We start from the raw sequence: 23568 nt of genomic DNA, 5'->3' as shown, positions 1-23568 counted from the left end.
CTGTGCCGATTCGCCCGCTGAGGTGCACGTATGAGGATCGAGGAGTACCGATGAAGCTACTTCGCAGGGCTCACCGGCGCCCGGAAACCGACCCGGGCGAGGTGGCCCTCAACGCACGCAATGTCCAGTTCGACTGGTCCGACACTCCGCTGCACTGGATGCCGGAGGAGCCGATCGCCTCGCATCTGATCAATTCGCTGAATCTGCTGCTGCCCGAGGGCGAGCGCATGTTCTGCGCCGCGTATGCCGAGGCGTTGCCCTACGTCAAGGACGCGAAGCTGCGCGAGGCCATGCTCGGCTTCATCGGTCAGGAATCGATGCACGCCGAGACCCACGACAAGGTGCTGCACGAGGTGCTCGCGGCCAACGGCATCGACCCGACTCCCTATGTGCGGCAAGCCGAATACCTGTTCCGCAAGACGCTCGGGCCCAAGGACGCCGAGGGCATCGCGCAGCGCCAGATCATGGTCGAGCGGCTGGCGTTCATCGCGTGCCTCGAGCACTTCTTCGCTTTTCTCGGTGACTGGGTGCTCAACGCCGATCTGGAGAAGTTCGGCGCGGACCCGCGGATGGCCGACCTCTTCCGCTGGCACGGCGCGGAGGAAGTGGAGCACCGGCATGTCGCCCACGACGTCGCGGTGTACTTCGGCGCGGGATACGTCCGCAGGTCGGCGCTGATGGTGCTGGTGTTCCCGATCTTCATCTCGCTGGTCGTGCGCGGCACCAAGTTCATGGTGCAGCAGGACGCCACGCTGCCCGATCTCGGCTATCCGCGCCTGATCAAGCGGGTTCTCGGCGCCATGTGGCGGGGCTCCCTGCCCGGCGTGCCTTCGCTGCTGTGGAGCGCGCTGTCCACCTTCAAGCCCGGCTATAACCCGGAGACGGTCGGCTCCACCGCGCAGGCGGTGGCGTACCTGGCCGCCTCGCCCGCGGCGCGCGCGGTCGCCTCGTGAGTCCCAGGGTCGTCCCCGAGCAGCTGCCCGCCGACCTGTTCGGCAAGCGCGATCGGGACCGGACGGTGCGGGTCTTCGACGCTCTCGCCTCGGCCCGGTTGCGCTGGGCAACGCTGGTCAACCGGCGGGATCTGCGCCCGAAGGTCGACGACCGAAGGCTCGCGCTCGTCGTCACCGAGCGCCGGGTCGAAGCGCACGACCAGGACGTGGTGAGCCTGCGGCTCGAGGCGCCGGACGGGCGCGAACTGCCCGCGTGGCGGCCGGGTGCGCACCTGGATCTGGAGCTGCCGTCCGGCAGGTTGCGGCAGTACTCGCTGTGCGGCGACCCCGCCGACACCCGCGCCTACCGTGTCGCGGTGCGCCGCATCCCGGAGGGCGGCGGCGGTTCGTTGGAGGTACACGACGCGCTGCCGGTCGGCTCGCCGATCGTGGTGCGCGGGCCGCGCAACGCCTTTCCGTTCGCGGTGCCCGGTTACGGCTCACCCTCGGTGCACCTGCACTTCGTCGCGGGCGGCATCGGGATCACCCCGATCCTGCCGATGGCGCGGCTGGCGATGCGGCTCGGCCTGGACTGGTCCATGGTCTACGTCGGCCGCAGCCGCGAGACCATCCCGTTCCTCGACGAGATCGAGACGTTCGGCGACCGGGTCACCGTGCGCACCGACGACGAACACGGTCTGCCGGACGCGGCCGCGCTGCTGCCCGGCGTGACCACCGGCACCGCGGTCTACTGCTGCGGCCCCGTGCCGATGACGACCACCGTCGCCGAAGCGGTGCGCCGAATGCGCGGCGTGGAACTGCATTCCGAGCGCTTCTCGCCGCCGCCGATCGTGAACGGGCGGCCGTTCGAGATCCAGCTCGCCTCCACCGGTGCGGTGCTCCAAGTGCCCGCCGACGAGTCCGCGCTTGCCACACTGCTGAAATCCCGTCCCGACCAACCGTATTCGTGTCGCCAGGGCTTCTGCCGGACCTGCAAGGTCCGCGTGCTGGCCGGCGAGCCGGATCATCGCGACACTGTGCTCACCGAGGACGAACGCGCGGACGGCGACATGCTGGCCTGCGTATCGCGCTGCGACGGTGGCCGTCTCGTGCTCGACCTGTAGTGAAGGCCCTCCGACCAACAAGGAGACGTCGATGACGACGGATATCGACTCGGCGGCGACCGAGCGGATCGTGCGCAGCGGTGAATTCGACCTCGCTGTCTACGAATACGGCGATCCCGCCAACCCGACCGTGGTGCTCGTGCACGGCTGGCCGGACACCCACCACCTCTGGGACGCCGTGGTGCCGCTGCTGACGCCGCGGTTCCACGTCGTCACATACGACACCCGAGGGCACGGCCGGTCCACCCGCACCCGGCGCACCGCCGACTTCCGGCTCGAGGCGCTCGCCGCCGACTTCTACGCCGTCGCCGACGCGGTGAGCCCGGAAGCACCGGTGCACGTCCTCGCGCACGACTGGGGTTCGGTGCAGGTGTGGGAGGCGGTGTGCGAACCGGCCGCCGCCGACCGTATCGCCTCGTTCACCTCCGTGTCCGGGCCGAACCTGGACCACCTCGGAAAGTGGGTGCGCGCCAAGCTGTCCCGGCCCACCCCGCGCAACGTCTGGCAGCCCTTCACCCAGCTGCTGTCCTCGGCCTACACCGCGTTCTTCATGACGCCGGTACTGCCGCGAGCCGCTTTCACCGCGCTCGGCACCGAAGAACGTTGGCAGCGCGTCGTTTCCCTCATGAACGAGACCCCGGCGTCGAACGTCACCCTGGCGCCGACCTTCCGGCGCGACATCGTCGACGGCCTGCGCATCTATCGCGCGAACATCGTGCCGCGGCTGCTCGCCCCGCGCGAGCGGCGCACCGAGGTGCCGGTTCAGCTGATCGTGGCGGGTCGTGACGTCGCGGTGCGGCCCGCGGGCTACGACGACGAGCGCAAGTGGGTCTCGCGGCTGTGGCGGCGCGACGTGCCCGCCGGGCACTGGATGCCGTTCTCGCACCCCGAACTACTGGCCACCGCCACCACCGAGCTGATCGACACCCTCGACGGCGGCGCGGTGCCGCGCGGCCTGCGACGCGCGGAAACCGACCGGACCCGAAAGGAATTCGACGACCAGCTGGTGGTGATCACCGGCGGCGGCAGCGGCATCGGCCGGGAGACCGCGCTGGCGTTCGCCCGCCTCGGCGCCGAAATCGTGCTCTCCGACATCAATCTGGACGCAGCCAAGCAGACCGCGGAGCTGATCGCCGCGGAAGGTGGTGTGGCGCATGCCTATCGGCTCGACGTCTCGGACGAAGCCGAGGTCACCGCGCACGCGGCCGAGGTGTTCGCCGCGCACGGCGTGCCCGACATCCTGATCAACAACGCGGGCATCGGCCAGGCGGGCGGGTTCTTCGAGACGCCGTCGGCGGAGTTCGATCGGGTACTGCGGATCAACCTCGGCGGCGTGGTCAACGGCTGTCGCGCCTTCGGCGCCGCCATGGCCGAGCGCGGCTTGGGCGGACACATCGTCAACCTGTCCAGCATGGCGGCCTACAGTCCGCAGCAGGGATTCAGCGCGTACTCCACCAGCAAGTCGGCGGTGTTCATGTTCTCCGACTGCCTGCGCGCCGAGCTGGCGGGCCGCGGCATCTCCGTGCACACCATCTGCCCGGGCATCGTGCACACCAATATCGTTGCCACCACCACCTTCTCGGGCGTCAGCGCCGAGGAGGAGAAGCGCAAGCAGGCCAAGTACGACGATTTGTACCGCAGGCGCCGCTACACGCCCGACAAGGTCGCCGATCAGATCGTGCGGGCCGTCCGGCGCAACCGCAGCATCGTGCCGGTCACCCCGGAGGCGCGGTTGCAGTACCAGTTCAGCCGCTTCGCGCCCGCGGTGGTGCGGTTCTTCGCGGCGCGGGTGAAGCTCACTTAGCGGGGCCCGTCGACGCCCGGTGCAGTTCGGCCTCGATCGCCGCCACGCGCCGGGCGTCGATGCCCCACGGTTCGGCGACCCCGACCTTGCTGTCGAGATCCCACAGCACGCAGGTCTCACCGGGTCGCGCGACCATCGACCACGCCACCACCGTGCGGCCGAGCTGCTCGGCCATCGAACCGTGCGCGGCGGGTTCGGCGGGACCGTCCCCGTCCGGGTAGTGGTGCAGGAACCGGCCGTAGGCGGCCGTGCAGAACGCGGCGTAGCGCTGCGTGCACAGGATCAGCCCGTGCCACGCCTCGTCCACCGCGTGCGAGGGCATGCCGATGACCTGGCCGTCGCGCATCGCCGCGCCGCAGCAGCGCAGCCACTGGCGCAGGCCGGTCTCCACCAGCTCGCGCGGCTGCCATGGGCACGTCTTGAAGACGGCCTCGGTGAGTTCCAGCGCGGCCACCGCCTCCTCGACGTCGCGCAGGTCGACCTGGCGGCGGAGGCGCTGTCGGGAACGGAAAAACTGCACGATTCACTGTACGGCGGCGCGCCGCTACCATTCCGGCATGAGGGCTCTTCTTGTTCTGTTTCTGCTCGTCATGGTTCTACTGATCCTGTTCGCGGTCGTCGCGTTCGTGGTGGTTCTGGTCAAGGCCGCGAACAGGCCGCCGCGGCAGCCCGGCTGGGGGCCGAACCATGCTTCGGGACCGTGGTTCGCGGGCGGCGCTGGAGCGGGGCACCACCACCGCCACCACGGCAGCGGCTGCGGTGCGGGCGGAGCCTGGGACTCCGGAAGCGGATGTTCGGGCGGCAGCGGCGGCGACAGCGGGTCCGGCGGGGGCAGCAGCAGTAGCTGTGGCGGCGGGAGCAGCAGCAGTTGCGGCGGCGGTGGTGGCAGTAGCTGCGGTGGGGGTTCCTGAGCCCGATGTCCTGCCCGCTCGCGAGTGATCCGACTCGCAGCGCTTGACCTCTACTGAACTTCAGGTTTCATGCTGGGCACTGCCCCACGAGACAGGGAGATCAGTGATGCGGGTAGTGCAGGCAATGGAATTCGGTGGACCAGAGGTGCTCGCGGTGCGCGAAATCCCGGATCCGACACCGGGTCCCGGACAGGTGGTCGTGCAGGTCGCGGCGGCCGACGTGATGTTCCTCGACACTCGGCTGCGCGGTGGGTGGGGACGCGAATACTTCGACATCGAAACCCCTTACGTGCCGGGCGGCGCGGTCGCGGGCGTGGTCGTCGAGGTCGGCGCCGAGGTCGATCCGGCGTGGCTCGGCAAACGCGTCGCCACCAGCACCGCCGCGAGCAGCATCGGCGGCGTCGGTCAGCCCATCGGCGGCTATGCCGAGAAGGCACTGGCCAAAGCCGAGACGCTCATCGAAGTGCCGGAAGGGCTTTCGCTGAACCAGGCGGTCGCGCTCACCCACGACGGCAGGACCGCGCTCGCCGTGTTCGACCGGGCCGCGATCCAGCCGGGGGAGTGGGTTCTCGTCACTGCGGCGGGCGGCGGGCTCGGCACGCTGCTCATCCAATTGGCCCGCTCCGCAGGGGCACACGTCGTCGCGGCGGCTCGCGGCCGTGCCAAGCTCGAACTCGCCGAACGGCTCGGCGCGCACGTCGTCATCGACTACTCCGAGCCGGACTGGGCCGCCAAGGTGCGCGCCGCGACCGGCGGGGACGGGGTGAACGTCGTGCTCGACGGAGCGGGCGGCGACCTCGGCGAGGCGGCCACCGCAGCCATCGCCGACCACGGCCGATTCCTCGGATACGGCGCCGCGGCGGGCGATTTCGCCGAGCTCGACAAGGACGGATTGGCCGCGCGCGACATCGCGGTGCTCGGCCTGTTCGACATCACCGGCGCCGACACGGATTGGAACGCCCTCGCGCGGGGTATCCAAGACGCTGTCGCCGCCGGTGACATCGAGGTCGTGATCGGACAGACGTTCCCGCTCGAACACGCCGACCGAGCCCATGCCGCAATCGAATTGAGGAAATCTCTCGGTCGAACGCTGCTTACTTTGTGACTTGTCAGGCAGTGCGTGCGATCGGTCTGAGACAGCGCTAGGGTGCCCCCGTGCAAACTCTGATCGTCGTCGGTGTCGTCGTCGTCGTCCTCTTCCTCGTTTTCGCCGTCGTCCAATTCGCAAGTCGCCCACCGAGAATGGAGAGTCGGTGGGACGACAGCGTGCCGGTGGACAAGGGGCGCTGGGGAGACGGCGACGACTGACGGCTCACCTCGCCTGCGTCAGCACCACCACCGCGATGGGCCGCTTGGTCATTTTCTGATAGGCGCTGTAGCGGCCCTGATTCACCTCGTCGACTATCGCCCAACGTCGTGCGTAGTCCGGATCGTCCGGATACGTCGCTCGCGCAACCACTTTCATCCTGCGCCGCCCCACCTGGATCTCGCACTCGGGCGCCGCCTTAACGTTCGCCAGCCACCCCGGCGGACGCGGCGAGCCGCCGTTCGACGCGGTCACCAGGTACGCCTCGCCGTCGCGCCCGTAGGTCAGCGCCGAAGTACGCTGCTGCCCGGTCTTGCGCCCCACCGTCCGCAACAGCAGGGTCGGATTCCCGAACAGCAGCTTGTGGCCGATCAGGCCATCGCTCTTCTCATACACCAACTGATGAACCCGCAGCACATTCGCGAACACACTGGCCATATCTGACCCTCCAGTAAGTTTCCGGTATCGGACCCACCCTAAACGACCTCCCCAGCCCGACTCGGCCGACAGACCGCACGTCCTCACAACAGCGTCGCGGGAGCGGGGAGTCAACTGGTGCCCGCCCCTTCGAGCCCGGTAGCATCCTTGACAGTCGCGGTTCCACCGCGCATGCGGGGCGGTAGCTCAGTCGGTTAGAGCCGTGGACTCATAATCCATTGGTCGCGGGTTCGAGCCCCGCCCGCCCCACAAACCCCCTCTACCAGCGGAAACGTTCGCCTCTTCGCTGTGCGTTCGTCCCGGTCGGTTCCCGACAGCCATAGATTTCGGCGGTCGGCTGGGTACGGGTGCCCGCTGAAGCTCCTCCTGGACTTCTGCGGCGAACAGCGCCCGTTTCAGCACCTCGACCTTCGTGAGTCCCTGGTGCCGGATGCAGGTGCGTTTGCTCCCGGTGCGGCCCGTCGTTCGGCGCCAGTCCCGCCCCGGTTTACGTTCAGCCGGTAGTGGCAATCCCGTGTCACTCGTTCGTCCGAAGGCTAAGGCGTCGTGACGATCCGGGGTGTCTGGTCCTACGCGGGTTTGTACGGAGTGCCGTCGAGTGACTTCTTCGATGGGGCCGCCGCGATGCCGACGTCGAACTGGCCGCTCGCGGCGGCCGCGGGCGGTTGGAATCGACCGACTTGCGCCGCCACGTGCGCGTCCATTGGAAACCCGTGACACCGATGATCTCGCCCGGCGTGGAAGCTCCGGAGTGGGTGACCATCGAAACCTGTCCGATCTGTGGGCGACTCGCCCGCACGCCGAGCTGACTCCAGGAACTTGCCTGCTACTAAGGGATTTCGGCCGCACAACCGGCCTGAGTGCACGGAGAGCCTTTACTCCTCGAGCAGGCCCGCCGCGCTTACCTGATGGTCGCTACGGGGATGGCGTCCAGACGTTTCGCCCGTTGCGAGGGGCTTGCCGAAGACAGCTTCAAAAGGCGGCCGAGGAGACCCGGCCGACGGTCCCGCATCCGGCGGTCGAAGTCGAGCATCGTATCCATGAGTGGCCGACCCATCTCCTCGACCATCCTGCGGTCCACCCGGTAGGCAAAGCGTCGAAGTCTCACCATATGCGCTGCCACATAGCAGGTCACCCACACCGCCATGGACGCGGGAACCACCAACCACGCGGGTATGCCGCTCGCTATCGCACCACCACTGGCGAACCCGAGTGGCAGTGCCAAGGAAAGCGAAACGGCGTAGGAGAACAGGAGACGTCGTCTCATGACGAGGTCCATAGCCAGCAAGATACCGGTGACCATATAGTCCTGCTCAGCTCGCGAGTGGTCGGCGAAGGTGGGCCCGACGACCAGAATCGGCTGACCCTTCTGAATCCGCACCTTGGCACCTTCCGGCAGCGCCTCCGGTACCTTCCCGAGCTCGACCTCGAGTGCCTGCACATCGAACCTGGCTGCGAGGTCACCGACGCGTGTTCTGATTTGATCAAGCTCCACCCGCACATACTCTCGTACGCCCGTGCAGAATCATGCCGCGGGACGCAGGCGACGATCGAGCCGAGCCTTCGCAGGCTGTTGTCGGAATGCCTCGGTGGTAATCGGATGCCCGTAGCTACGACATTATCGGCGGCGCCGGGGAGTCGAGGTTCGCGCTCCGAGTTCGCCTGCGCCCATGAGAATTCCTCCCGCGGCGAATATTGCGAATGCGACGCCGGGGGTGCTCGGTGCATTGTGTTGGCTGATGGCGATCATCATGATCGCCCACCCGAATACGGCGATCGCGCCGCCGACCCAGAGGCAGACTTTCGTCCACGTCGGCGCGCCGGACAGGTCGTCGGGTTGCGGGGCGTAGTAGTCGGAAATGATGTTGTCTCTGCCCGCGGTGTGGCCGTGGCCGTAGCCGGCGACGGTCTGGCTACCGCCGCCGGTCAGGATCACGCTGTTGGGTCCCTCGCGCCGGTCGAGTTGGCTTTGCAGGTCGGCGAGTTCCCGGGCGAACTGCGTGTCGGTGGCTGCCGCGCGTTCGATCGAGGCGGCCACGCGACGATGTGCCGCGACGCTGTCCGGGTTTTCGGCGAGGTCGTCGAGCGGTGCTCGGCCCAGCTTGCGGCGCACCGTGTCGGTCAGAGCGGTGAGGATCCGGTCGAGGTGCCCGTCCACCCACCGGCCGCCTGCGGCTCCGAGCGCCCCCGCGAGATATCCGGCGATCACCATTCCATCGATCACGCCCTGCCTCCTCCGTAGCAATCGGGCAACTCGATCATCTCACCCCTCATCGCGTGGACGGACGATTTTGTTTCCAGCCCGGTGCGCGTTAATTCGTTTGCTAGCGAAGGTAATTCACCGAGAAATTGCGTGAGGCATCCTGGGTGAAGGCAGCCACCGGATTCAGGCGGCTGATAGACGGTCCGCGATCCACGATTCGGCGTCCCGAAGGGCGGCGGCGGCCATGCCGGTCGGGCGGTGGGTGAATGCGTGGGTGGACTCGGGGTAGACGCGGATGTCCACGTCGTTTCCCGCGGCGGAGAGTCGGGCGGCCATGGCCAGGTTGTCCTCGAGGAGGATATCGAGACCTCCTACCAACAGCAGGGTCGGCGGTAGGTCGGCGAGGTCGCCGTAGAGGGGTGAAATATCGGGGTCGGTTCGGTCGGCGACGTGGCCGACGTATGCCTCGATGAAGTACTCGTCGGCGTACAGTCTGCCGCCCGGAGTTCGGCCGCTGAGGTCGTAGGCGCCGAACTGTAGAACGGCACCGACGAACGGATCGGCCAGGCCTTTGTCTCGTAGCCGCAGCAAGGTGGTCATGGCCAGAGTGGACCCCGCCGATGCTCCGCCGATCACCAATTCCGTTGTCCCGAAAAACGACTCCGCCTGATCCAGGAGCCATAGCGCGGCGGTTTCGCAGTCGTCGGGAGCGGCGGGCCATGGATGCTCGGGCGCCAATCGATAGTCGACGCTCACCACGGCCACGCCGAGAGCGTCGGCCAGACGAGCATTGCGGGCATCCCCACTCGCTGCTGATCCGAGATAGAAGCCGCCGGAGTGGATGTCGAGGTAGGCGCCCCGGATCTCGGTTTCCCGGGGCACGGTGATCCGCACCGGGACTCGACGCCCGCCGACTTCGGCGGTGTGCTGGGTCGCCCTGCTGTCCAACGGCGTCAGAGACCTGGCCTGCCGTTCTCTGGCCTGATGTAGCTCCTCGACAGTGGCTGGGCCCGCGACAGCTTTCGAGGCTGCGTTGAACTGTCGGCTCTCCTCGACGTAAGTGTCGAGCCCCTCGCCGATAAGCCGCTTCAGTCCGATCTCCATGTTTCCTCCCGTTCGCGGGCGCGTGCAGTGTGGAGTGGGTTGGTAACTGGCACCGCCGAAAGCCGTAGCGCACTTGCGTTTCCGCACGACGCACATTGATGAGGAGGATGCAACCAGGTGCCGCGACCGATCTCAAACAACCAATCATCGTGCTGGCCACAACTATTGGTTGTGCCTGCCGCTGGCCCGCGGTCGTTGTCGTGCCGTTGACGATGCCGCCGGAGTTACCCCCGATGAAGGGACCGGATCACCAATCTCGAACGGGACCAGCACCCTGCCGTCGTCGCGTACGACTGGCCGGATCGAACCAGGCGGGCAAAGGTTCTCGAGCGGCGAGCCACGCCTCTGGCACCCCGATCGAGCGAGGGCGGCTGCCGCTACCGGTGTAGGCGGCGACGATTCCGCCGACGATCGCACTGGTGGTGTCGACGTCTCCGTCGGCCGCGATACATGTGGCGTTCGCGGCCGGGTAGTCGTCCAGATGCGTTGCCGCGACCCACATCGTGAACGGCACCGTGTCCTGCGCGGTTACCCGAGATCCGTTGCCGAGTTCATGCGCGGCTTCCACAGCGGTCGTCTCGAGCAGTGCGCGAGCGCGGTGAATCCGTCGGCTCGTGTCACCCGCATCGAGGCGGTCGACGATCGCGGTGATGAAGTCGCTTGGTGAGGGGCGTGTTCCGGTGAGACGAGCATGAGCAGCCTGTCCAGCCGCGAGTGCCACCGCGACCGCGCCGGTGACCCCTTCGGGATGCAGATGCGTCACCTGGGCCGACCGGATCGCCTCGGCGACAATCACTTTGGGATCGTCCGCGTAGTACGCGCCCAGCGGTGCGACCCGCATGGCCGCACCATTGCCGCACGAACCTTGGCCATCGAACGCGGCCCCGGCCGCCTCCCGCCAGACCATGCCGTCCCGTATTCGTCGCAGTGTCCCGACCGTTGCGAAGCCATAGTCGCGGTGCGGCTCATACCGAGCGGCGAAACCAGCGGCCAGTCGATTCTGTTCGATGCCACCGTGGTCACGAAGTTCTGCCACTACGCTGCAAGCCATTTCGGTGTCGTCGGTCCACGCCCACTGTCCGGCAGGCGGAGAGCCCGCCATGAGATCCGGAAGCGACTGGCCCATCGCGAAGACCTGCGCGCCCAACGCATCACCAACGGACAGCCCGTCGAGCGAATCGAGCATCAGGCCGACATGCGTCACGTTCGATGCGGGTCGCCGCTTCCACCAAGCCACGACTCCTATCTTCCGTCCACCCGAGCGCTCCGGATGACGCGCTCCGCTAGGCTGCTTTCGGAACTTCTGGCATCACTCACGCGAGGTGTGGCATGGATTCGTCGGCGGTTGCCGCCGCTGCTGGTGTGGCGACTGCGGTGATCGCGCTCGTCGCGGCTTCGCTGGTGGTGTGGCAGGTGACCGAGATGCGGAAGACGACCTACGCCAGCGCTTTCAAAGCGGTGTACGACATGCTGCAGGGGGAGGCGCTGCGTCAGGATCGGCGTTTCGTCATGCGGGACTTGCGGATTCGCGAGTTCGACACCTGGTCCGAGGACGAGATCCTGCGCGCCGAACGGGTCTGCCACAGCTACGACTGCGTCGCCATCATGTGCCGCAACGGGTTCATCCCGACCGACGTGGTCGCCGATTCGTGGGGCGATTCGCTCCGGACGTGCTGGAGTGTTCTGCGACCGCTGGTCGAGAAGTACCGTTCGGATCGGGGCGCACCCGAGTTGTGGGACGACTTCGCGTGGCTCGCCGGACGCGCCACCGAACTGCACGGGCAGCGGCAGTCGCGGTAAACCGGTGCCCTAGTCGCACTAGGCCTTTCATCGCTAAACCCGCTGGACGGAGAGTCGTTCACACGGGCATACCAAGCGCCGAGGCGAGAGTCTGGCCGATCGCGCCGACGAACGCCGCGAGCGCACCGGGGTCGAGGATCTGGCTGGCCACGTCCCGGTTGCTGCACTCTTCGGGCGCCGGCACGCCGTTGAGCCGGTCGTTCAACCACATCGCGGCCGAGCCCGCACCCGCGACGGCCGCGATGCCGTGCTCGGCGAGGATGTCGCGCGTGTAGGAGACCTGGGCGTCTGGATCGGCGCAGTAGGTGTCGTAGAGCTTGTTCACCGCGTTGATCGGCATGGCCTCGTCGAAGGGCGCCTGGTAGAGGTAGAGCGGGCTTTCCGGCGTGCCCCGGTTGCCGAGGGCGAGTTCGGCGAGAATTCCCTGCACCTCGGGCGCCCTGAGCGGATCGCCGGGGTAGTCGAAGAGCCCCTTGATGTTCAGGAACGGAAACCCGGCGAATTGCACTGCGACGCACTGTCCTTCGTGAACCACACGTAGCGCTTGGCCCAATGGGTTCATGTATCGGTCGAGGAACCGGTCGACTTCGGGATACTCGCTGGCGACGCCGAGCAATCCGCCGAAGACGGCTCCGGTGAACGCCGAGGTGCCGTTGTTGTAGTCGACGCCCGCCGCGACATCCGCGAGCAGTCCGCCGGCTGCCGCTCCGACCAGATTCAGCTCCGGCGCGTACTCCGGCTGCAATTCGGCGGCGTGCGCGGTGGGGATGGCGCCGCCGGAGTAGCCCCACATCGCCGCGCGGGTGGACGATCCGGGCAGTCCGGCCGGTTCGAAGTTCTCCGCGGCGCGGATCGCGTCGAGCGTGATGCGGCCACCGAGCGGGCCGACGGCGTAGGCGGAGTTCGGGCCTTGGTGATCGGGAACCACTACGGCATGGCCCAACTGGAGCATCGCCTGCAGTTCGATGAACTCGAACGGGATGACGGGGTTGAGCGGGTTGGGCAGCGATCCCATCTGCAGCGCGTAGGACGGTGCGCAGTTCACCGACAGCGAGTCTTCGGCGAACTGAAAGGCGAGCAGGCCGCGCTCGCCGGTGGGCGCGGGCCGGTGCGGCACGATCACCGTGGCAACGGCCGGAATCGGTTCGCCGCGGGTGTTGGTGCTGCGGTAGGAGAGCTGCCACGCCTTGACGTTCAGCGGGATGAGCCAGAAGTTGGCCAGGTTGACCTGTCTGGCCCGCAGAATCTCACCGGGCTGCGCGGCGGCGACGCGGGCCGGATCCGGTTGGTAGAACGCGGGATCGAGATACGGCGGCGCGGGCGGGACCGGGAACGGCAGCGGAGGGGCCACCGGCACGGGCTCGGCGACCGCGTCGCTCACTACGACCGGGCATAGAGCGACGGTCAACCCTGCGGTCAATGCCAAGCACGCGTGCGCCGCCGTCGTTGCGGCCCTGACTTTGATCGGCTTCATCTCGTACCCCTCTGCCGCGCGCCCAAAAAGAGAGCGATCGTTTCCTAAGTTGGAGTGACTGTAGGACCGGGGTGGCGGTGTGTCAACGATCACGTCGACCCGATGGCCGGTGTCTCTCGGGCGGAGCGGCAGGATGGGCAGCCGTGACCGATTCCGCCGACCGCCCACGTCGCACCCAACAGCAGCGCCGCGCCGCGACCGTCGCCAAGCTGATCGAGGCGACGATCGCGGCGATCGGTGAAGTCGGCTATCAGCGCGCGACTGTCCAGGAGATCTGCGGGCGCGCCGGGCTTTCCGTCGGGGCGATGTTCCGGCAGTTCGACAGCAGACTCGATCTCGTCGTGCGCACGGCCGACGAGATCGTGACCCGGCAGCTGGCCGGATTCCGCGCCGTCATGGAACAGCTCGGCGCTCAGGAGAATCCGCTGGAAGTCGCGTTGCGGTTCCTACGTGATGCGCAGTCGTCCACCATCACCCACGCGCTGCGCGAGATCTACCTGGCGGCGCGATCGGACGCCGAATTGCGCGACCGGATCGCGCCGACGGTGGAGCAGTACTACGCCGAGATCGTCGCCGAGGTCGAGCGCACCGAGGTGTTGCGCGATTTCCCGCCGCGGATCCGTGAGCCGCTGTTCTTCCTGACGCTGCACTTGTTCTCCGGTCAGGCGATAGTGCGCGGCGTGATTCCGAATCCCGAGCGCGACGACGCGGTCTTCACCCTTGTCCTGGACATGCTGACGACCTACGCCGAATCCCTGGCGCGGCAGCGGAAATAGTTCGTCTCGATACTCGCGTTGCGGCGGTCAGTAGGGCCGGTCGATGGTCTGCGGGACTTCCCATTCGTCGGTGATGTCGAGGGCGCGGTTTCGGGCCTCGCCGAGCAGGGCGTGCGAATGCCTGCTGCGCTTGGTCAGTTCGTAGCGGCGGGCGCCGAGGCCCGTCGTGGTCTGCAGCTCGTAGTCGAGGTCGTCGATCAAGTGGTGTAGCTCGTCGACCTCCGCGAGTGTCGGCCGGTCGCCAAGACCCTCGAGTTGGTCGATGACGTCGCCGAATCGGTCTTCCAGACTGCGCATCGCGCGCCCTCCCCTGTATCGCCGTGTGCCCCTTGCCATCTCAGGGTAAGGCGGAATCCGGTATTCGGCGAACGATCGGGAACACGTCCGTGCCGGTTCGACCCGAATCCGGCGTACACCGCGCGCGTTGGCTAGCATCTGACCGAGGCGTACGGGTGTGGTGGATCGGGCGGAAGCTCAGCGGCGGTACGGGAGCCCATGAATCAGATCTTGTTCTCGGCGATGATCGCGCTGGCGGTGTCGATCATGGTGACGCCGTTCCTGATCAAGGCCTTCGTCACGAGGCAATTCGGTCAGGAGATCCGGGTCGACGGCCCGGCAAGCCATCAGGCCAAGCGCGGCACGCCGACGATGGGCGGCATAGCCATCATCGCCGGTCTGTGGGCCGGATATCTGGGCTCGCACATGATAGTGGTCCGGGACGGCGTCGATGGCCCGTCGGCTTCCGCGCTGCTCGTTCTCGGGTTGGCGACCGCTCTGGGGTTCGTCGGCTTCCTCGACGACTCCATCAAACTGCGCAAGCGACGCAATCTCGGCCTGACCGCAACGGGCAAGTACATCGGCCAGCTCGGCGCGGCGGTGTTGTTCGGCGTGCTTGCGCTGCGATTTTCCGATGGCGCCGGGCTGACGCCCGCCAGCAGGCACATCTCCTACGTCCGGGATTTCACCGCCATGTCGCTGGGGGTGGTCGGCTTCCTGCTCGTCGTCTGCTTCCTCGTGGTGGCCTGGTCGAACGCCGTGAACATCACCGACGGCCTCGACGGTCTCGCCGCCGGATCCATGAGCTTCGCGCTCGGCGCCTACGTGATCATCACCTTCTGGCAGTACACCAACGCGTGCGCGACCGGCGCCGCTCCGGGCTGCTACGAGGTCCGCGATCCGCTCGATCTGGCGGTGGTCTGCGCCTCGGGCGTCGGGGCGTGCATCGGATTCCTGTGGTGGAACGCCGCGCCGGCGAAGATCTTCATGGGCGACACCGGCTCGCTGGCCCTCGGCGGCCTGCTGGCGGGCCTCTCCATCACCACCCACACCGAGTTGCTGATGGCCGTGGTCGGCGCGCTGTTCTGCGCGGAGATCCTTTCGGTCCTGCTGCAAATCGTCGTCTTCCGCACCACGGGCAACCGGGTGTTCAAGATGGCCCCGTTCCACCACCATTTCGAACTCAGCAAATGGGCCGAAACCACGGTCATCATCCGCTTCTGGCTCCTCGCGGGCATCGCCGCGGCGGTGGGGCTCATGCTCTTCTACGGCGAATATCTCGCCGTCGTCGGCTGACCTCGAACGGCGTCTGTCTCGCAGCCGGGGCGAGGTAGAACCTGCGGTCGTCGCCGTGGGATACCGGCGCACCGCGTCACTGCCCTCCGCTTCGGCTGGAGAGCACTTCGGTCGCCGCGCCGGGCGCCCGATCATGACGGCCCGCCGGTGCACGCGCCGCCGGATTCGCCCCGCTCGGGCGACACCGTGCTGCTGGCTCCCTGCGTTTCTGGTGACGGACGGCGGGCGGGCGCGATGCGGGTGACGCGGACTACCGTGGAGGGATCATGGCCGATACACCGCGCAAGGCGCCGCGGCAGCGGCGGTCGAAGGAGACCGTGGACACGCTGCTCGAGGCGGCCGCGCAGATGTTCGGGCGGGAGGGGTTGGCGACGACGACGAATCGGATCGCCGAACGCGCCGGGGTGTCGATCGGGTCGCTATATCAGTATTTTCCGAACAAGCACGCGCTGTTGCACGCGCTTGCCGAACGGCATGTGGCCGAGGCGATGGTGCGGCTGGACGCGGTGTTCGCGGAGGCGCGCGAGACGCGGCCGGGGTTCGACGAGACCATGCGGGCGATCCTCGAGGCGGTTGTCGACCTGCACCGGGACCGGCCCACACTGCACGCGGTGCTGCATCGGGTCGCGCCCCGGTTGCCAGCCGAGGTGGCGGCGATGCGGGCGTTCGAGGACCGGTTCGTCGACGAGGTGGCGTTCCACCTGGAGCGGTGCGGCCGGGGTGGCGAGGATCCGAACTATTTGGCGCGCACCGTCGTTCATGCCGTGGACGTTCAGCTGCATCGGGTGCTGATCCCACACCGGCTCGACACCGAGCGGCTGTTGGAACTGGTCCGCCGGATCACCGCCGATCCGGCGGCGTGAGCGCGGACGTTTCGGCCAGCACCGCGCGCAAGGTCGTCGCCAGCTGGCTCAGGCCGGGTTCTTCGATCGGGAAGTGACCGCAGCCGTCCAGGAGAACGGCCCGGGTCCGGCCGGGGATCCTGGCCAGGAACCGGAGGCTGAGCGACGGCGGCGTCCACCGGTCGGCCCCCGGATGCACCAGCGTGACCCGTGCGGCGGTGAACTCCTCCGGCGGGGTGTGCCGGAAGTTCAGGAAGCTGGCGAGAAATCCCAGCGGGACGTGCACGCCGCCGCCCTTCGGGTCCCTGCCGCACAGGTCGGAGAGGGCGGGATCGAGGCTCATGTTCCGCATGTCGACCAACCACCGGATCGGCACCCGCAGTCCGGCCAGCGGTGTGAGCGATCGCAGCAATTCGGGAGCGAAGCCGCCCGTGAACGACCAGCGTGCCGCGGCCCGGCGCGCCGCGGGGTCGGCCGGATCCAGCAGGCAGGTGGCGACGACGTGCGCCACCGCTCGCGTCCGCGCGGCGGCCTCGTAGGCGAGCATCCCGCCCATGCTCGCGCCGAACAGGATCAGCGGCCGGTCGTCGGATTCCTTTTCGGCGCCGACGAATTCGCTGAGCAGCCGCACCCAGTGGGCGTAGCGCACCGAGTTCGGATCGGGTTCGACGGTGTCGCCGTAGAGCGGCAGATCGATGGCCATCGCCTCGACGCCCTCGTTCGCGGCGAGCGAGGCGAACGGCCAGAGCAGTCCCGCGTGCCCACCCGCACCGTGGATGAGCAGCACCCGCACCGCCGCATCGGGACGCACCGCCCGGGCGACGTGCACGCTGCGCCCGCGCCACTGCCACCAGGTCGAGGTCGGTTCGACCAGCGGTTCGCGTCGATAGCCGGCGGGCAGGAACTGGGCGTATCGCAGGTATTCCATGTACCCAGACTCCGGCCCGGCGTCCTGCCCCACAACTCGCATTCGACCCGGTCGACTCGGCCGCAAAGGACCCGCTGACCTGCGAAGATGGGCGCCTCCCGAGCCTCCGCGATAACCAGCTCACATTCGGAACCCCTTCGCCGCCGAAGGCTGACCGGGCGGGTGAGCACGCCGCCGCACCGACCGCCTGCTTGCATCGGGAGAGACCACGCGATATCCCACAAACCGTCTGCACGCCTCACATAGCCACCGCCTATGTGAGGCGTGCAAAACCTGTGTGCGAGCGAGGCTGCCGTGCTTGGGCGCGCGAAGGTCCGGCAGGCAGGCAGGTGGGCGGGACGGCTTCGCCGATGTGCGCCCGCTGGCCACCGACATGGACCCTTTGGATCCGGTGCCCCGCATGCTGTGCAAGATCTGCCACATCGACGGTCGGGTGTCGCGCTACCGCGGCGAACCCGCGCCCAGCCCACGCCGAGCCCGCCGCCACACCTCCTTGGGACGCGGATCGAGTTGTCTCACAGCGGAATCGGCGCCGCGCTGCTAGAGTCGCGCGCAAGCCCGAGGGAGGTGAGGCTTGGTGATCGTGGGGCGCGCCGAGCTGCTGGAACTGATCGACACCCTGGTGCGGGTTCCGAGGGGGAACACCGAAGAAACCGGGAACCCGGTGCTGGTGCTGGAAGGGTACGGCGGGTCGGGGCGCACCACCGTGCTCGAGCAGGTGCTCGACCGGTGGCAGCGACGGACGCCGACCGTGTTGGTCCGGCCGTTGGAACGTCCGTACGACCAATTCAACCCGGCCCGTCCGGTGCTCGCCGCGGCGATGCTCGGCCTGAGCATGGATCTGCCCGGCTTCCCGATGGCGTTTCCGCGCATCGTGGTGGCGCAGATCGCGATCAACGAGAACTTCACCGAGATCCCCGCGACCGAACATCGAGAACGGTTGCGCACGGTACTGAATCAGTACAAGGATCGCGCGGCGCTGGTCGGCTTCATCGGCGATCTGGTCGGGTTGGTCGGCGCGCAGGCCGCCAATATCAAGCTGCCCGGCGCCAGCGTGATCGCGCCGACCCTGAGCCAGCACCTGTCGAACCTGGTGGTGGGCAGGCTGACTCGCGGCAGGCTGATCACCAAGATCACCTGGGGCTCGGCGGTCTCCTGGTACGGACACCAGGACCTCGGGCTGCGGGCCGACGCCGAGACCGTGCTCATCGAACTCGCCATCAAAGCGGCCAGCGAGGACCCGGCCATCCGGCGCGGCGTGGACGACCTGCTGATCAGCGCCTTCCTCGCCGACCTGCGGCACAGCGCGGCGCGGGTCGCCGGACGACCGTCGAATGTCGTTGTGCTGCTCGACGATGGCGACGCCCCGGCCGCGATCGCCTTCACCAGCGCACTGCTGCGTGCGCGAAAGGCGATGGCCGCCACCGGTTCTCCACTGACGGATCCGCTGACGCTCGTCACCACCAGCTCCGGAGTGCTCGCGGAGGAACTCGACGGACAGGTCGCCGCGCCCGTGACGTGGACGCCGCGCCGGCGCGCCGACCCGACCGCACGCGACGCGTGGGCGCGGTTGCGGCTCGGCGACTTCACGGAGTTCGAGGTCAAGACCCTGGCCAAGGAGGTCACCTCGATCGAGGCGGACCGGATCGGCGAACGGGTCTACCAGCTGACCGACGGCCACCCCGCCGCGACCGCCTACGTCCTCGACCGGATGCGTCGGCAGTCGACCGACGATCTGGACGCCTTGTTGCGCGGCAACCACGCGGGGCCGGGAACCGCCGTCCAACGCCACCTGCTGGGGGCGTTCGCCAGAGACCTGGACCCGCGCAAGCAACTCGACGAGAGCATGCTCGACGCGCTCGTCACCGTGTCCGCGGCCCGCACCAAGGGCGACGCGCTTCGCCTCGTCCCGATGCTGCCTTCCGGGATCGGGGAGCGTTCGCCGCTGTTCCGATCCCCGTCGCTGTGGAGCGGACCGGGCAACAGCGCGGTGCTACCCGCCTTCGTTCGTCGCATGGGTCTGCGCGAGCTGGCGGCGCGCACGAACAGTCGCCCCGGCTGGGCCGAAGTGTTCGAAAAGCTGTTGGACACAGTGTCTTCCGGCGATCGAGCGAGCAGGCTGTATTACACGCGGCTGCTGCGCCGCGGCACGGACATCGTCGAGGAACTCGGTGAGCTGCTGCCGACCATGGCCGCTACCGGGTGGTTGTCGCTGTTCGACAAGATCGTGGAGATGTCCGATCCGCGCAGGCCGGACGCCGCCCTCGTCGACGGGAGCGACCGCGCCACGAGTCGCGACGAGCACATCGCGGCGCTGCTCGCGCTCGTGCCCGCGGAGGAGTCGGACCCGCGGGTCGCTCGCGACGAGCGAAGGTCGATCCTGTGCACACGGGTGGCGCACAGCTACGAACGGCTCGCCGACCATGCCACCGATCGAAGCCCGTTCCTGTTGCGCGCCAACGAGTATCACGAACGCGCTCGCCGAACCCGTTGACCCGACCTCGATGAGGAGCCCGCTGTGGAGTCGCGTTACTTGGCAGGCCTATTCCCCAAGCGGCACAGGCCCATTCCGCGACCATGGACCGACTGGGTCCGACTGGGCGTCGTCGTGATCTTAGTGGTCGGCGCGGTTGGCGCGTTCGCGGCACGCGATCCCCTGCGGCGCCTGGCCACCTGCAACGACGGCTGGCCGAACACGGCGGCGTGGGCGGCGGGCGACCAGTGCGTCGGATTGTCCGAAGGTCCCTACGCTTTCGGCCTTCCCGCGTTCGAGCACGTCATGCGGGTCGTCGACGAGCAGAACCGCACTGCGGCCGACGGATGTCCCGGCACGCCGGTGACCGTCGGTGTGCTGCTGACCATGACCGACCATTTGGCGGGCAGCCGCGCCGTGCACGAACTGGAGGGCATGGCCGTCGGTCAGCGCCGGGCCAACGGCACCGGATGCGTGCACCCGTTGCGGCTCGTCGTAGGCAATCTCGGCGATTACGGACGCCGGGGCGACGCGCTGGCGGTGGCGCGGAAGCTGGCGCAGCGCGGCGACGTGGTCGCCGTCGCGGGGATAGGGCTGAGCGATCAGACGACCGCCGAAGTGGCTGATCTGCTTGCCGCCGAGAAGATTCCGATGGTGTCGGACCTGGTGACCGCCGAGGGCTTCGATCAAAGCGGTTCCGCGGGCGACGATCCCGACTTCGCCCGGTGCGACGAGGACATCACCTACCCGGGGGGTGTCGGGAAGGACTACTTCTACCGGGTCGCCTTCCGCGTCGCGGTGCAGGTGCGCGCGTTGGGCGCCGTCGCGCCGACGCGGCCGGATTTCGTCATGGTTCCGACCGGCGGGTCCGACCCGTACACCTGCACGACGCTGCCGTTGCTGCACCGGCAGTACGGCGGCGAGCTGCTGGAGGTGAAGTTCGACGCCGAAGAGCCGACCACCGTCTCGCAGACGGCGCGACGGGTCTGCGCGACGGCCGCGGACGTGACGATCGCCTATCTGGCCCGCGGCCGCGATCTCGGTCGGCTGCTCTACAGCCTGGACGAGTCGTACACCAACGGTCAGTGCGCGGCCACCTCGATCACGGTGCTGAGCACCTCCGACGGCAATCGCCTGCGCACCGCGGAATCGGATGCCGCACTGGAGGATCTGCGCGGCAAGGCACTGCGCTCGCCGAGCTTCTCCAGCGGACGCGTTCGGCTGCTGTTCACCCGCGTCGCGGGGGCGGACGGACCCGACCAAGGCAATCCGCAGTGGGGCGCGTTCGAAGAGGCATACGCCGCAGCCGGATTCGACCTCGCGCACATCGGCGACGGCTGGGCGGTCAACGCCTACGACGCGCTTAGCACCGTCGTGGCCGCGGTGCGCGCCCTCCCGGCCGCGTCGACGGTTCAGCGCAGTCAGGTCAACATCACCATCGGCGGCTTCACCTCACCCGATCTCGCGGTGAACGGCGCGGGCGGCCCGATCGTCTTCGACAACAGCGGTAACCGGGCCGGACCGGGTCCCGCGGTGGTGCGACTGTGCCCCGCGGGTGAAGCAGGGGGCAGGCCGTACGTGCCGACCGTCGAGGCGAAGCCCGGCGAGCCGATTCCTAATTGTGCCCGGTCGACGGCGTGACGGGTTCGCGGCGGTCGGCACCCGGACCGCCGGCCCTCGACTGTGCCCGGTCGACGGCGTGACGGGTTCGCGGCGGTCGGCACCCGGACCGCTGGCACCGGCATTTCCGTCGCCGCGAACAGATCCCGGAGTGCACCAAGCCCGTGCGTGACGGGTCCGCGGCGGCCTGGGCAGGGTACCCTCGCGCCGCATCGGGCATTGCTCCGCACCACGGAGCAGCCGTGATTCATCAAGGGGCGCTGCGTATTCGGCGCTCTGACGGTGGTGTCGGCGGTGCGTGATACGGTACGGCGCGAACGGCGAGAGGTCGTTCGTCAGGGGTGAGGGGGAGTGGGCGAGTCCGCCGCGTGATCCGGGTTTCGGGTAGCCGATCGTCTCGCGTGTCGGGGCGTGCGTCGGTCGGCTGTCCGTGGATTCGCGGCGAGCCTTCCGCCGATCGGGCGCATCGAGTTACACCGGCCGACCGCGCCTCGGCCACCCATGAGGAAGCGTGAACATGAACTACCGCAACAAGCTGACGCAGCTCCTGCTGGCGGCGGCCTTGGCGACCGGTCTCGGCGCGGCGTTCCCCGCCGCCGCGCAAGCGCAGGGCATCGCCTACCCCGGCATGACCATCACGACGGGCGAGAGCATCTGCTCGGTCGGCGCGACCGGGCACATGGGCGACGCGCAGTACGCGGTCACCGCCGCGCACTGCTTTCAAGAAGGACGCACCGTCTACGACGAGAGCGGCAGGGTGATCGGCCGCTACGAGCAGAGCTACGGCGACGACGCCACCATCGGCGGGCTGGGCTTCGCGCTCATCCGGCTGGCCGCCGGGGTGGGTGTCTCGGCCTCGCTCGGCAACTTCGGCATCGAGTCGACCTACACCGATGCCCAAGTGGGACAGGAGGTCTGCCACGTCGGCTGGGCGACCAACTGGACCTGCGGCCGGGTCACCGAGGTCGGTGCGACCTTCTTCGTCGCGGATTTCGTGGCCGACCGCGGTGATTCGGGCGGCATCGTCTACTTCCCGACCCCGGAGGGACGTGCGGCCTTCCTCGGCATCGTGATCGGCAGCCTGGAATCCGGTGGCGTGCTCGTCGAGTCGGCCAACTACCTGCGCGACACCATCGATGCCCACGCGCAAGGTCCCGACCACTTCCGGTGGTACGTGGAGTGATTCGAAGCCGGGAAGAGCGGGACGCAAAGTCCCGCTCTTCCAGTGCGGTTCGCTAGCGGCCCTGGTGGCTGTGCCGGCCGCCGAGCCGCTTGGCCTCGACCGGCTGGGCCGCGGCGCCCTTCTTGCCCGCTTCGCTCGCCCTTCGCGGGTCGTTGTCGAAGCTGCCGCCGCTGGCCTTGCCGCCCTGGCTGGCGATCCTGCGCTGCTGCTCGGAATCCATTGCCGCGAAACCTCGTCGGTTGTCTGCCATCGTCATCCTCCCTCGGAAGGTCGGCGGTCGCGGTGACGCGGGATTGCGCCACCACTGATGGCGCTACCCGGGGCCGCTGGACACAAACATGCGCTGCGATCGTCGGTGCGGTGGACGGATGTCGGACACGCGCCGGGTTCGCGGCGGCGCAGGAGCTGTCCGAGGCAGGCGAGCCAGTGTGGTGCGTGAGTTGAATCACGGTCCGCGGCAGAGGCTTCCGCTGCGGGGCAGCATCCGGCATCACCACCTACCCTCGATATGAACGGGGCGGACCGGCGGAAGGGGAGCAGTCATGGGGCATGTCGAGCACTCGGCGACCGGCGAGGCGCCGGTGGATTTCGTGTTCGAGTACGTCGCGGACTATCGGAACGTGCCGAAATGGATGTTCGGAGTTCGGCATTTCACGCCGGTCGGCGAGCAGACCTCCGGCGTCGGCGCGGTGTTCGACACGGCACTGCACCTTGGCCCGACCACACTGCACATGCGCGCCGAGATCATCGAATGGGAAGACGGCGCGAAGGTCTCGCTGCACGCGATCAAGGGCATCGAGGGCACGGTCCGCTGGAGCTTCGCGGCCATCGACCAGAGCACGACCGAGATCGGCGTGGTTGTCGATTACCGGGTGCCGGGCGGATTCGCCGGACGCGCACTGGACAAGATCATCCAAGCCTTCGTCGGCCCCGCCATCCGGCACACCGAGAAGAGCCTGCGCGAACAGGTATTGGCGGGATACCGGGAATCTCTCGGCGACAAGGCCTGAGGGCGAGACGTATCGAGGTGCGCCGTCCAGCGGAACGGCGCGCCCTCGCGACTGATTCATCCAAGACA

Annotated in this window: 23 protein-coding genes and 1 tRNA gene; 14 read left to right on the top strand and 10 right to left on the bottom strand. The window is 68.2% G+C overall.

The genetic code is table 11. From position 1 onward, the window contains the following. Window positions 1-50 precede the first annotated feature (50 nt). From NAM01S_RS16650 to NAM01S_RS16640, 3 genes are read left to right on the top strand one after another with little or no spacing between them, the layout of a single operon-like run. A complete protein-coding gene (locus NAM01S_RS16650) occupies window positions 51-953 on the top strand; it encodes a metal-dependent hydrolase (RefSeq protein WP_067786124.1) in 903 nt (300 codons plus the stop codon). Then, on the top strand, window positions 950-2056 hold the full coding sequence (locus tag NAM01S_RS16645) for a PDR/VanB family oxidoreductase (protein ID WP_084482995.1): 1107 nt from the start codon (window positions 950-952) through the stop codon (window positions 2054-2056). Before NAM01S_RS16650 ends, NAM01S_RS16645 begins: the two co-directional genes overlap by 4 nt. A 31-nt stretch (window positions 2057-2087) precedes the next feature. Continuing rightward, window positions 2088-3860 (top strand): SDR family oxidoreductase, encoded by a 1773-nt coding sequence (locus NAM01S_RS16640; RefSeq protein WP_067786118.1) that lies wholly within the window; start codon window positions 2088-2090, stop codon window positions 3858-3860. On the opposite strand, the gene NAM01S_RS16635 is transcribed toward NAM01S_RS16640, so the two are convergent. Next, complete coding sequence (locus tag NAM01S_RS16635) at window positions 3853-4380, bottom strand: UCP032817 domain-containing protein (RefSeq protein ID WP_084482994.1); 528 nt, start codon at window positions 4378-4380, stop codon at window positions 3853-3855. The two genes, NAM01S_RS16640 and NAM01S_RS16635, sit on opposite strands and share 8 nt — an antisense overlap. Window positions 4381-4877: 497 nt before the next feature. Here NAM01S_RS16635 and NAM01S_RS16630 point away from each other — a divergent pair, with 497 nt between their 5' ends. After that, window positions 4878-5876 carry a zinc-binding dehydrogenase gene (locus NAM01S_RS16630; RefSeq protein WP_067786114.1) on the top strand — a complete coding sequence of 333 codons (999 nt, stop codon included), beginning with the start codon at window positions 4878-4880 and terminating at the stop codon, window positions 5874-5876. A gap of 50 nt (window positions 5877-5926) precedes the next feature. After that, window positions 5927-6079, top strand: a complete 153-nt coding sequence (locus NAM01S_RS35050) for a hypothetical protein (RefSeq protein ID WP_157107761.1) — start codon at window positions 5927-5929, stop codon at window positions 6077-6079. A 4-nt stretch (window positions 6080-6083) separates the two neighbouring features. Here the strand turns inward: NAM01S_RS35050 and NAM01S_RS16625 are convergent, their stop codons facing one another. Continuing rightward, complete coding sequence (locus tag NAM01S_RS16625) at window positions 6084-6515, bottom strand: nitroreductase family deazaflavin-dependent oxidoreductase (RefSeq protein WP_067786112.1); 432 nt, start codon at window positions 6513-6515, stop codon at window positions 6084-6086. 175 nt (window positions 6516-6690) lie between these two features. Between NAM01S_RS16625 and NAM01S_RS16620 the strand changes: the two genes are divergently transcribed. After that, a tRNA-Ile gene (locus tag NAM01S_RS16620) sits at window positions 6691-6764 on the top strand. 652 nt (window positions 6765-7416) lie between these two features. On the opposite strand, the gene NAM01S_RS16615 is transcribed toward NAM01S_RS16620, so the two are convergent. The 4 genes from NAM01S_RS16615 to NAM01S_RS16600 form a co-directional block, all read right to left on the bottom strand. Beyond that, the gene (locus NAM01S_RS16615) at window positions 7417-8010 is read right to left on the bottom strand and encodes a hypothetical protein (RefSeq protein WP_157107760.1); all 594 of its coding nucleotides are present in this window, start codon (window positions 8008-8010) and stop codon (window positions 7417-7419) included. 123 nt (window positions 8011-8133) lie between these two features. Further along, window positions 8134-8739 carry a hypothetical protein gene (locus tag NAM01S_RS16610; RefSeq protein WP_157107759.1) on the bottom strand — a complete coding sequence of 202 codons (606 nt, stop codon included), beginning with the start codon at window positions 8737-8739 and terminating at the stop codon, window positions 8134-8136. A 162-nt stretch (window positions 8740-8901) separates the two neighbouring features. After that, complete coding sequence (locus tag NAM01S_RS16605; protein ID WP_067786106.1) at window positions 8902-9822, bottom strand: alpha/beta hydrolase; 921 nt, start codon at window positions 9820-9822, stop codon at window positions 8902-8904. Between the two features lie 247 nt (window positions 9823-10069). Next, the gene (locus tag NAM01S_RS16600) at window positions 10070-11008 is read right to left on the bottom strand and encodes an ADP-ribosylglycohydrolase family protein (protein ID WP_067786232.1); all 939 of its coding nucleotides are present in this window, start codon (window positions 11006-11008) and stop codon (window positions 10070-10072) included. A gap of 143 nt (window positions 11009-11151) precedes the next feature. On the opposite strand from NAM01S_RS16600, the gene NAM01S_RS16595 reads away from it, so the two are divergent. Then, window positions 11152-11622 (top strand): DUF4760 domain-containing protein, encoded by a 471-nt coding sequence (locus tag NAM01S_RS16595; RefSeq protein WP_067786104.1) that lies wholly within the window; start codon window positions 11152-11154, stop codon window positions 11620-11622. Window positions 11623-11680: 58 nt separating this feature from the next. On the opposite strand, the gene NAM01S_RS16590 is transcribed toward NAM01S_RS16595, so the two are convergent. Next, window positions 11681-13096 carry a lipase family protein gene (locus NAM01S_RS16590; RefSeq protein WP_067786102.1) on the bottom strand — a complete coding sequence of 472 codons (1416 nt, stop codon included), beginning with the start codon at window positions 13094-13096 and terminating at the stop codon, window positions 11681-11683. A gap of 143 nt (window positions 13097-13239) precedes the next feature. On the opposite strand from NAM01S_RS16590, the gene NAM01S_RS16585 reads away from it, so the two are divergent. Beyond that, window positions 13240-13872 (top strand): TetR/AcrR family transcriptional regulator, encoded by a 633-nt coding sequence (locus NAM01S_RS16585; RefSeq protein ID WP_067786101.1) that lies wholly within the window; start codon window positions 13240-13242, stop codon window positions 13870-13872. 27 nt (window positions 13873-13899) lie between these two features. On the opposite strand, the gene NAM01S_RS16580 is transcribed toward NAM01S_RS16585, so the two are convergent. Further along, complete coding sequence (locus NAM01S_RS16580; RefSeq protein WP_067786100.1) at window positions 13900-14169, bottom strand: hypothetical protein; 270 nt, start codon at window positions 14167-14169, stop codon at window positions 13900-13902. Between the two features lie 198 nt (window positions 14170-14367). On the opposite strand from NAM01S_RS16580, the gene mraY reads away from it, so the two are divergent. Both mraY and NAM01S_RS16570 read left to right on the top strand, forming a co-directional pair. Then, window positions 14368-15444, top strand: a complete 1077-nt coding sequence (gene mraY / locus NAM01S_RS16575) for a phospho-N-acetylmuramoyl-pentapeptide-transferase (protein WP_067786097.1) — start codon at window positions 14368-14370, stop codon at window positions 15442-15444. Between the two features lie 266 nt (window positions 15445-15710). Beyond that, entirely contained in the window at window positions 15711-16307 is a 597-nt protein-coding gene (locus NAM01S_RS16570; RefSeq protein ID WP_067786095.1) for a TetR/AcrR family transcriptional regulator, read from the top strand. On the opposite strand, the gene NAM01S_RS16565 is transcribed toward NAM01S_RS16570, so the two are convergent. Continuing rightward, a complete protein-coding gene (locus NAM01S_RS16565; protein ID WP_067786090.1) occupies window positions 16285-17214 on the bottom strand; it encodes an alpha/beta hydrolase in 930 nt (309 codons plus the stop codon). The genes NAM01S_RS16570 and NAM01S_RS16565 overlap by 23 nt on opposite strands. A 577-nt stretch (window positions 17215-17791) precedes the next feature. Between NAM01S_RS16565 and NAM01S_RS16560 the strand changes: the two genes are divergently transcribed. The 3 genes from NAM01S_RS16560 (at window position 17792) to NAM01S_RS16550 (ending at window position 22490) form a co-directional block, all read left to right on the top strand. Further along, window positions 17792-19708, top strand: coding sequence for an ATP-binding protein (locus NAM01S_RS16560; protein WP_067786088.1), 1917 nt, complete (start codon window positions 17792-17794; stop codon window positions 19706-19708). Window positions 19709-19822: 114 nt separating this feature from the next. Next, window positions 19823-21328 (top strand): ABC transporter substrate-binding protein, encoded by a 1506-nt coding sequence (locus NAM01S_RS16555; RefSeq protein ID WP_253784089.1) that lies wholly within the window; start codon window positions 19823-19825, stop codon window positions 21326-21328. Between the two features lie 496 nt (window positions 21329-21824). Continuing rightward, window positions 21825-22490 (top strand): trypsin-like serine protease, encoded by a 666-nt coding sequence (locus NAM01S_RS16550; RefSeq protein ID WP_067786083.1) that lies wholly within the window; start codon window positions 21825-21827, stop codon window positions 22488-22490. Window positions 22491-22542: 52 nt separating this feature from the next. Here NAM01S_RS16550 and NAM01S_RS16545 read toward each other — a convergent pair whose 3' ends face one another. After that, on the bottom strand, window positions 22543-22740 hold the full coding sequence (locus NAM01S_RS16545; RefSeq protein WP_067786230.1) for a con-10 family general stress protein: 198 nt from the start codon (window positions 22738-22740) through the stop codon (window positions 22543-22545). Window positions 22741-23032: 292 nt separating this feature from the next. On the opposite strand from NAM01S_RS16545, the gene NAM01S_RS16540 reads away from it, so the two are divergent. Continuing rightward, window positions 23033-23500, top strand: coding sequence for an SRPBCC family protein (locus NAM01S_RS16540; RefSeq protein WP_067786081.1), 468 nt, complete (start codon window positions 23033-23035; stop codon window positions 23498-23500). Window positions 23501-23568 lie beyond the last annotated feature (68 nt).

It is taken from the genome of Nocardia amikacinitolerans NBRC 108937 (assembly GCF_001612615.1).
In the GTDB taxonomy this organism is placed as follows: Bacteria; Actinomycetota; Actinomycetes; order Mycobacteriales; family Mycobacteriaceae; genus Nocardia; species Nocardia amikacinitolerans.
The sequence above is the reverse complement of the archived record's forward strand: the minus strand, read 5'-3'. Positions and strand labels throughout refer to the sequence as shown.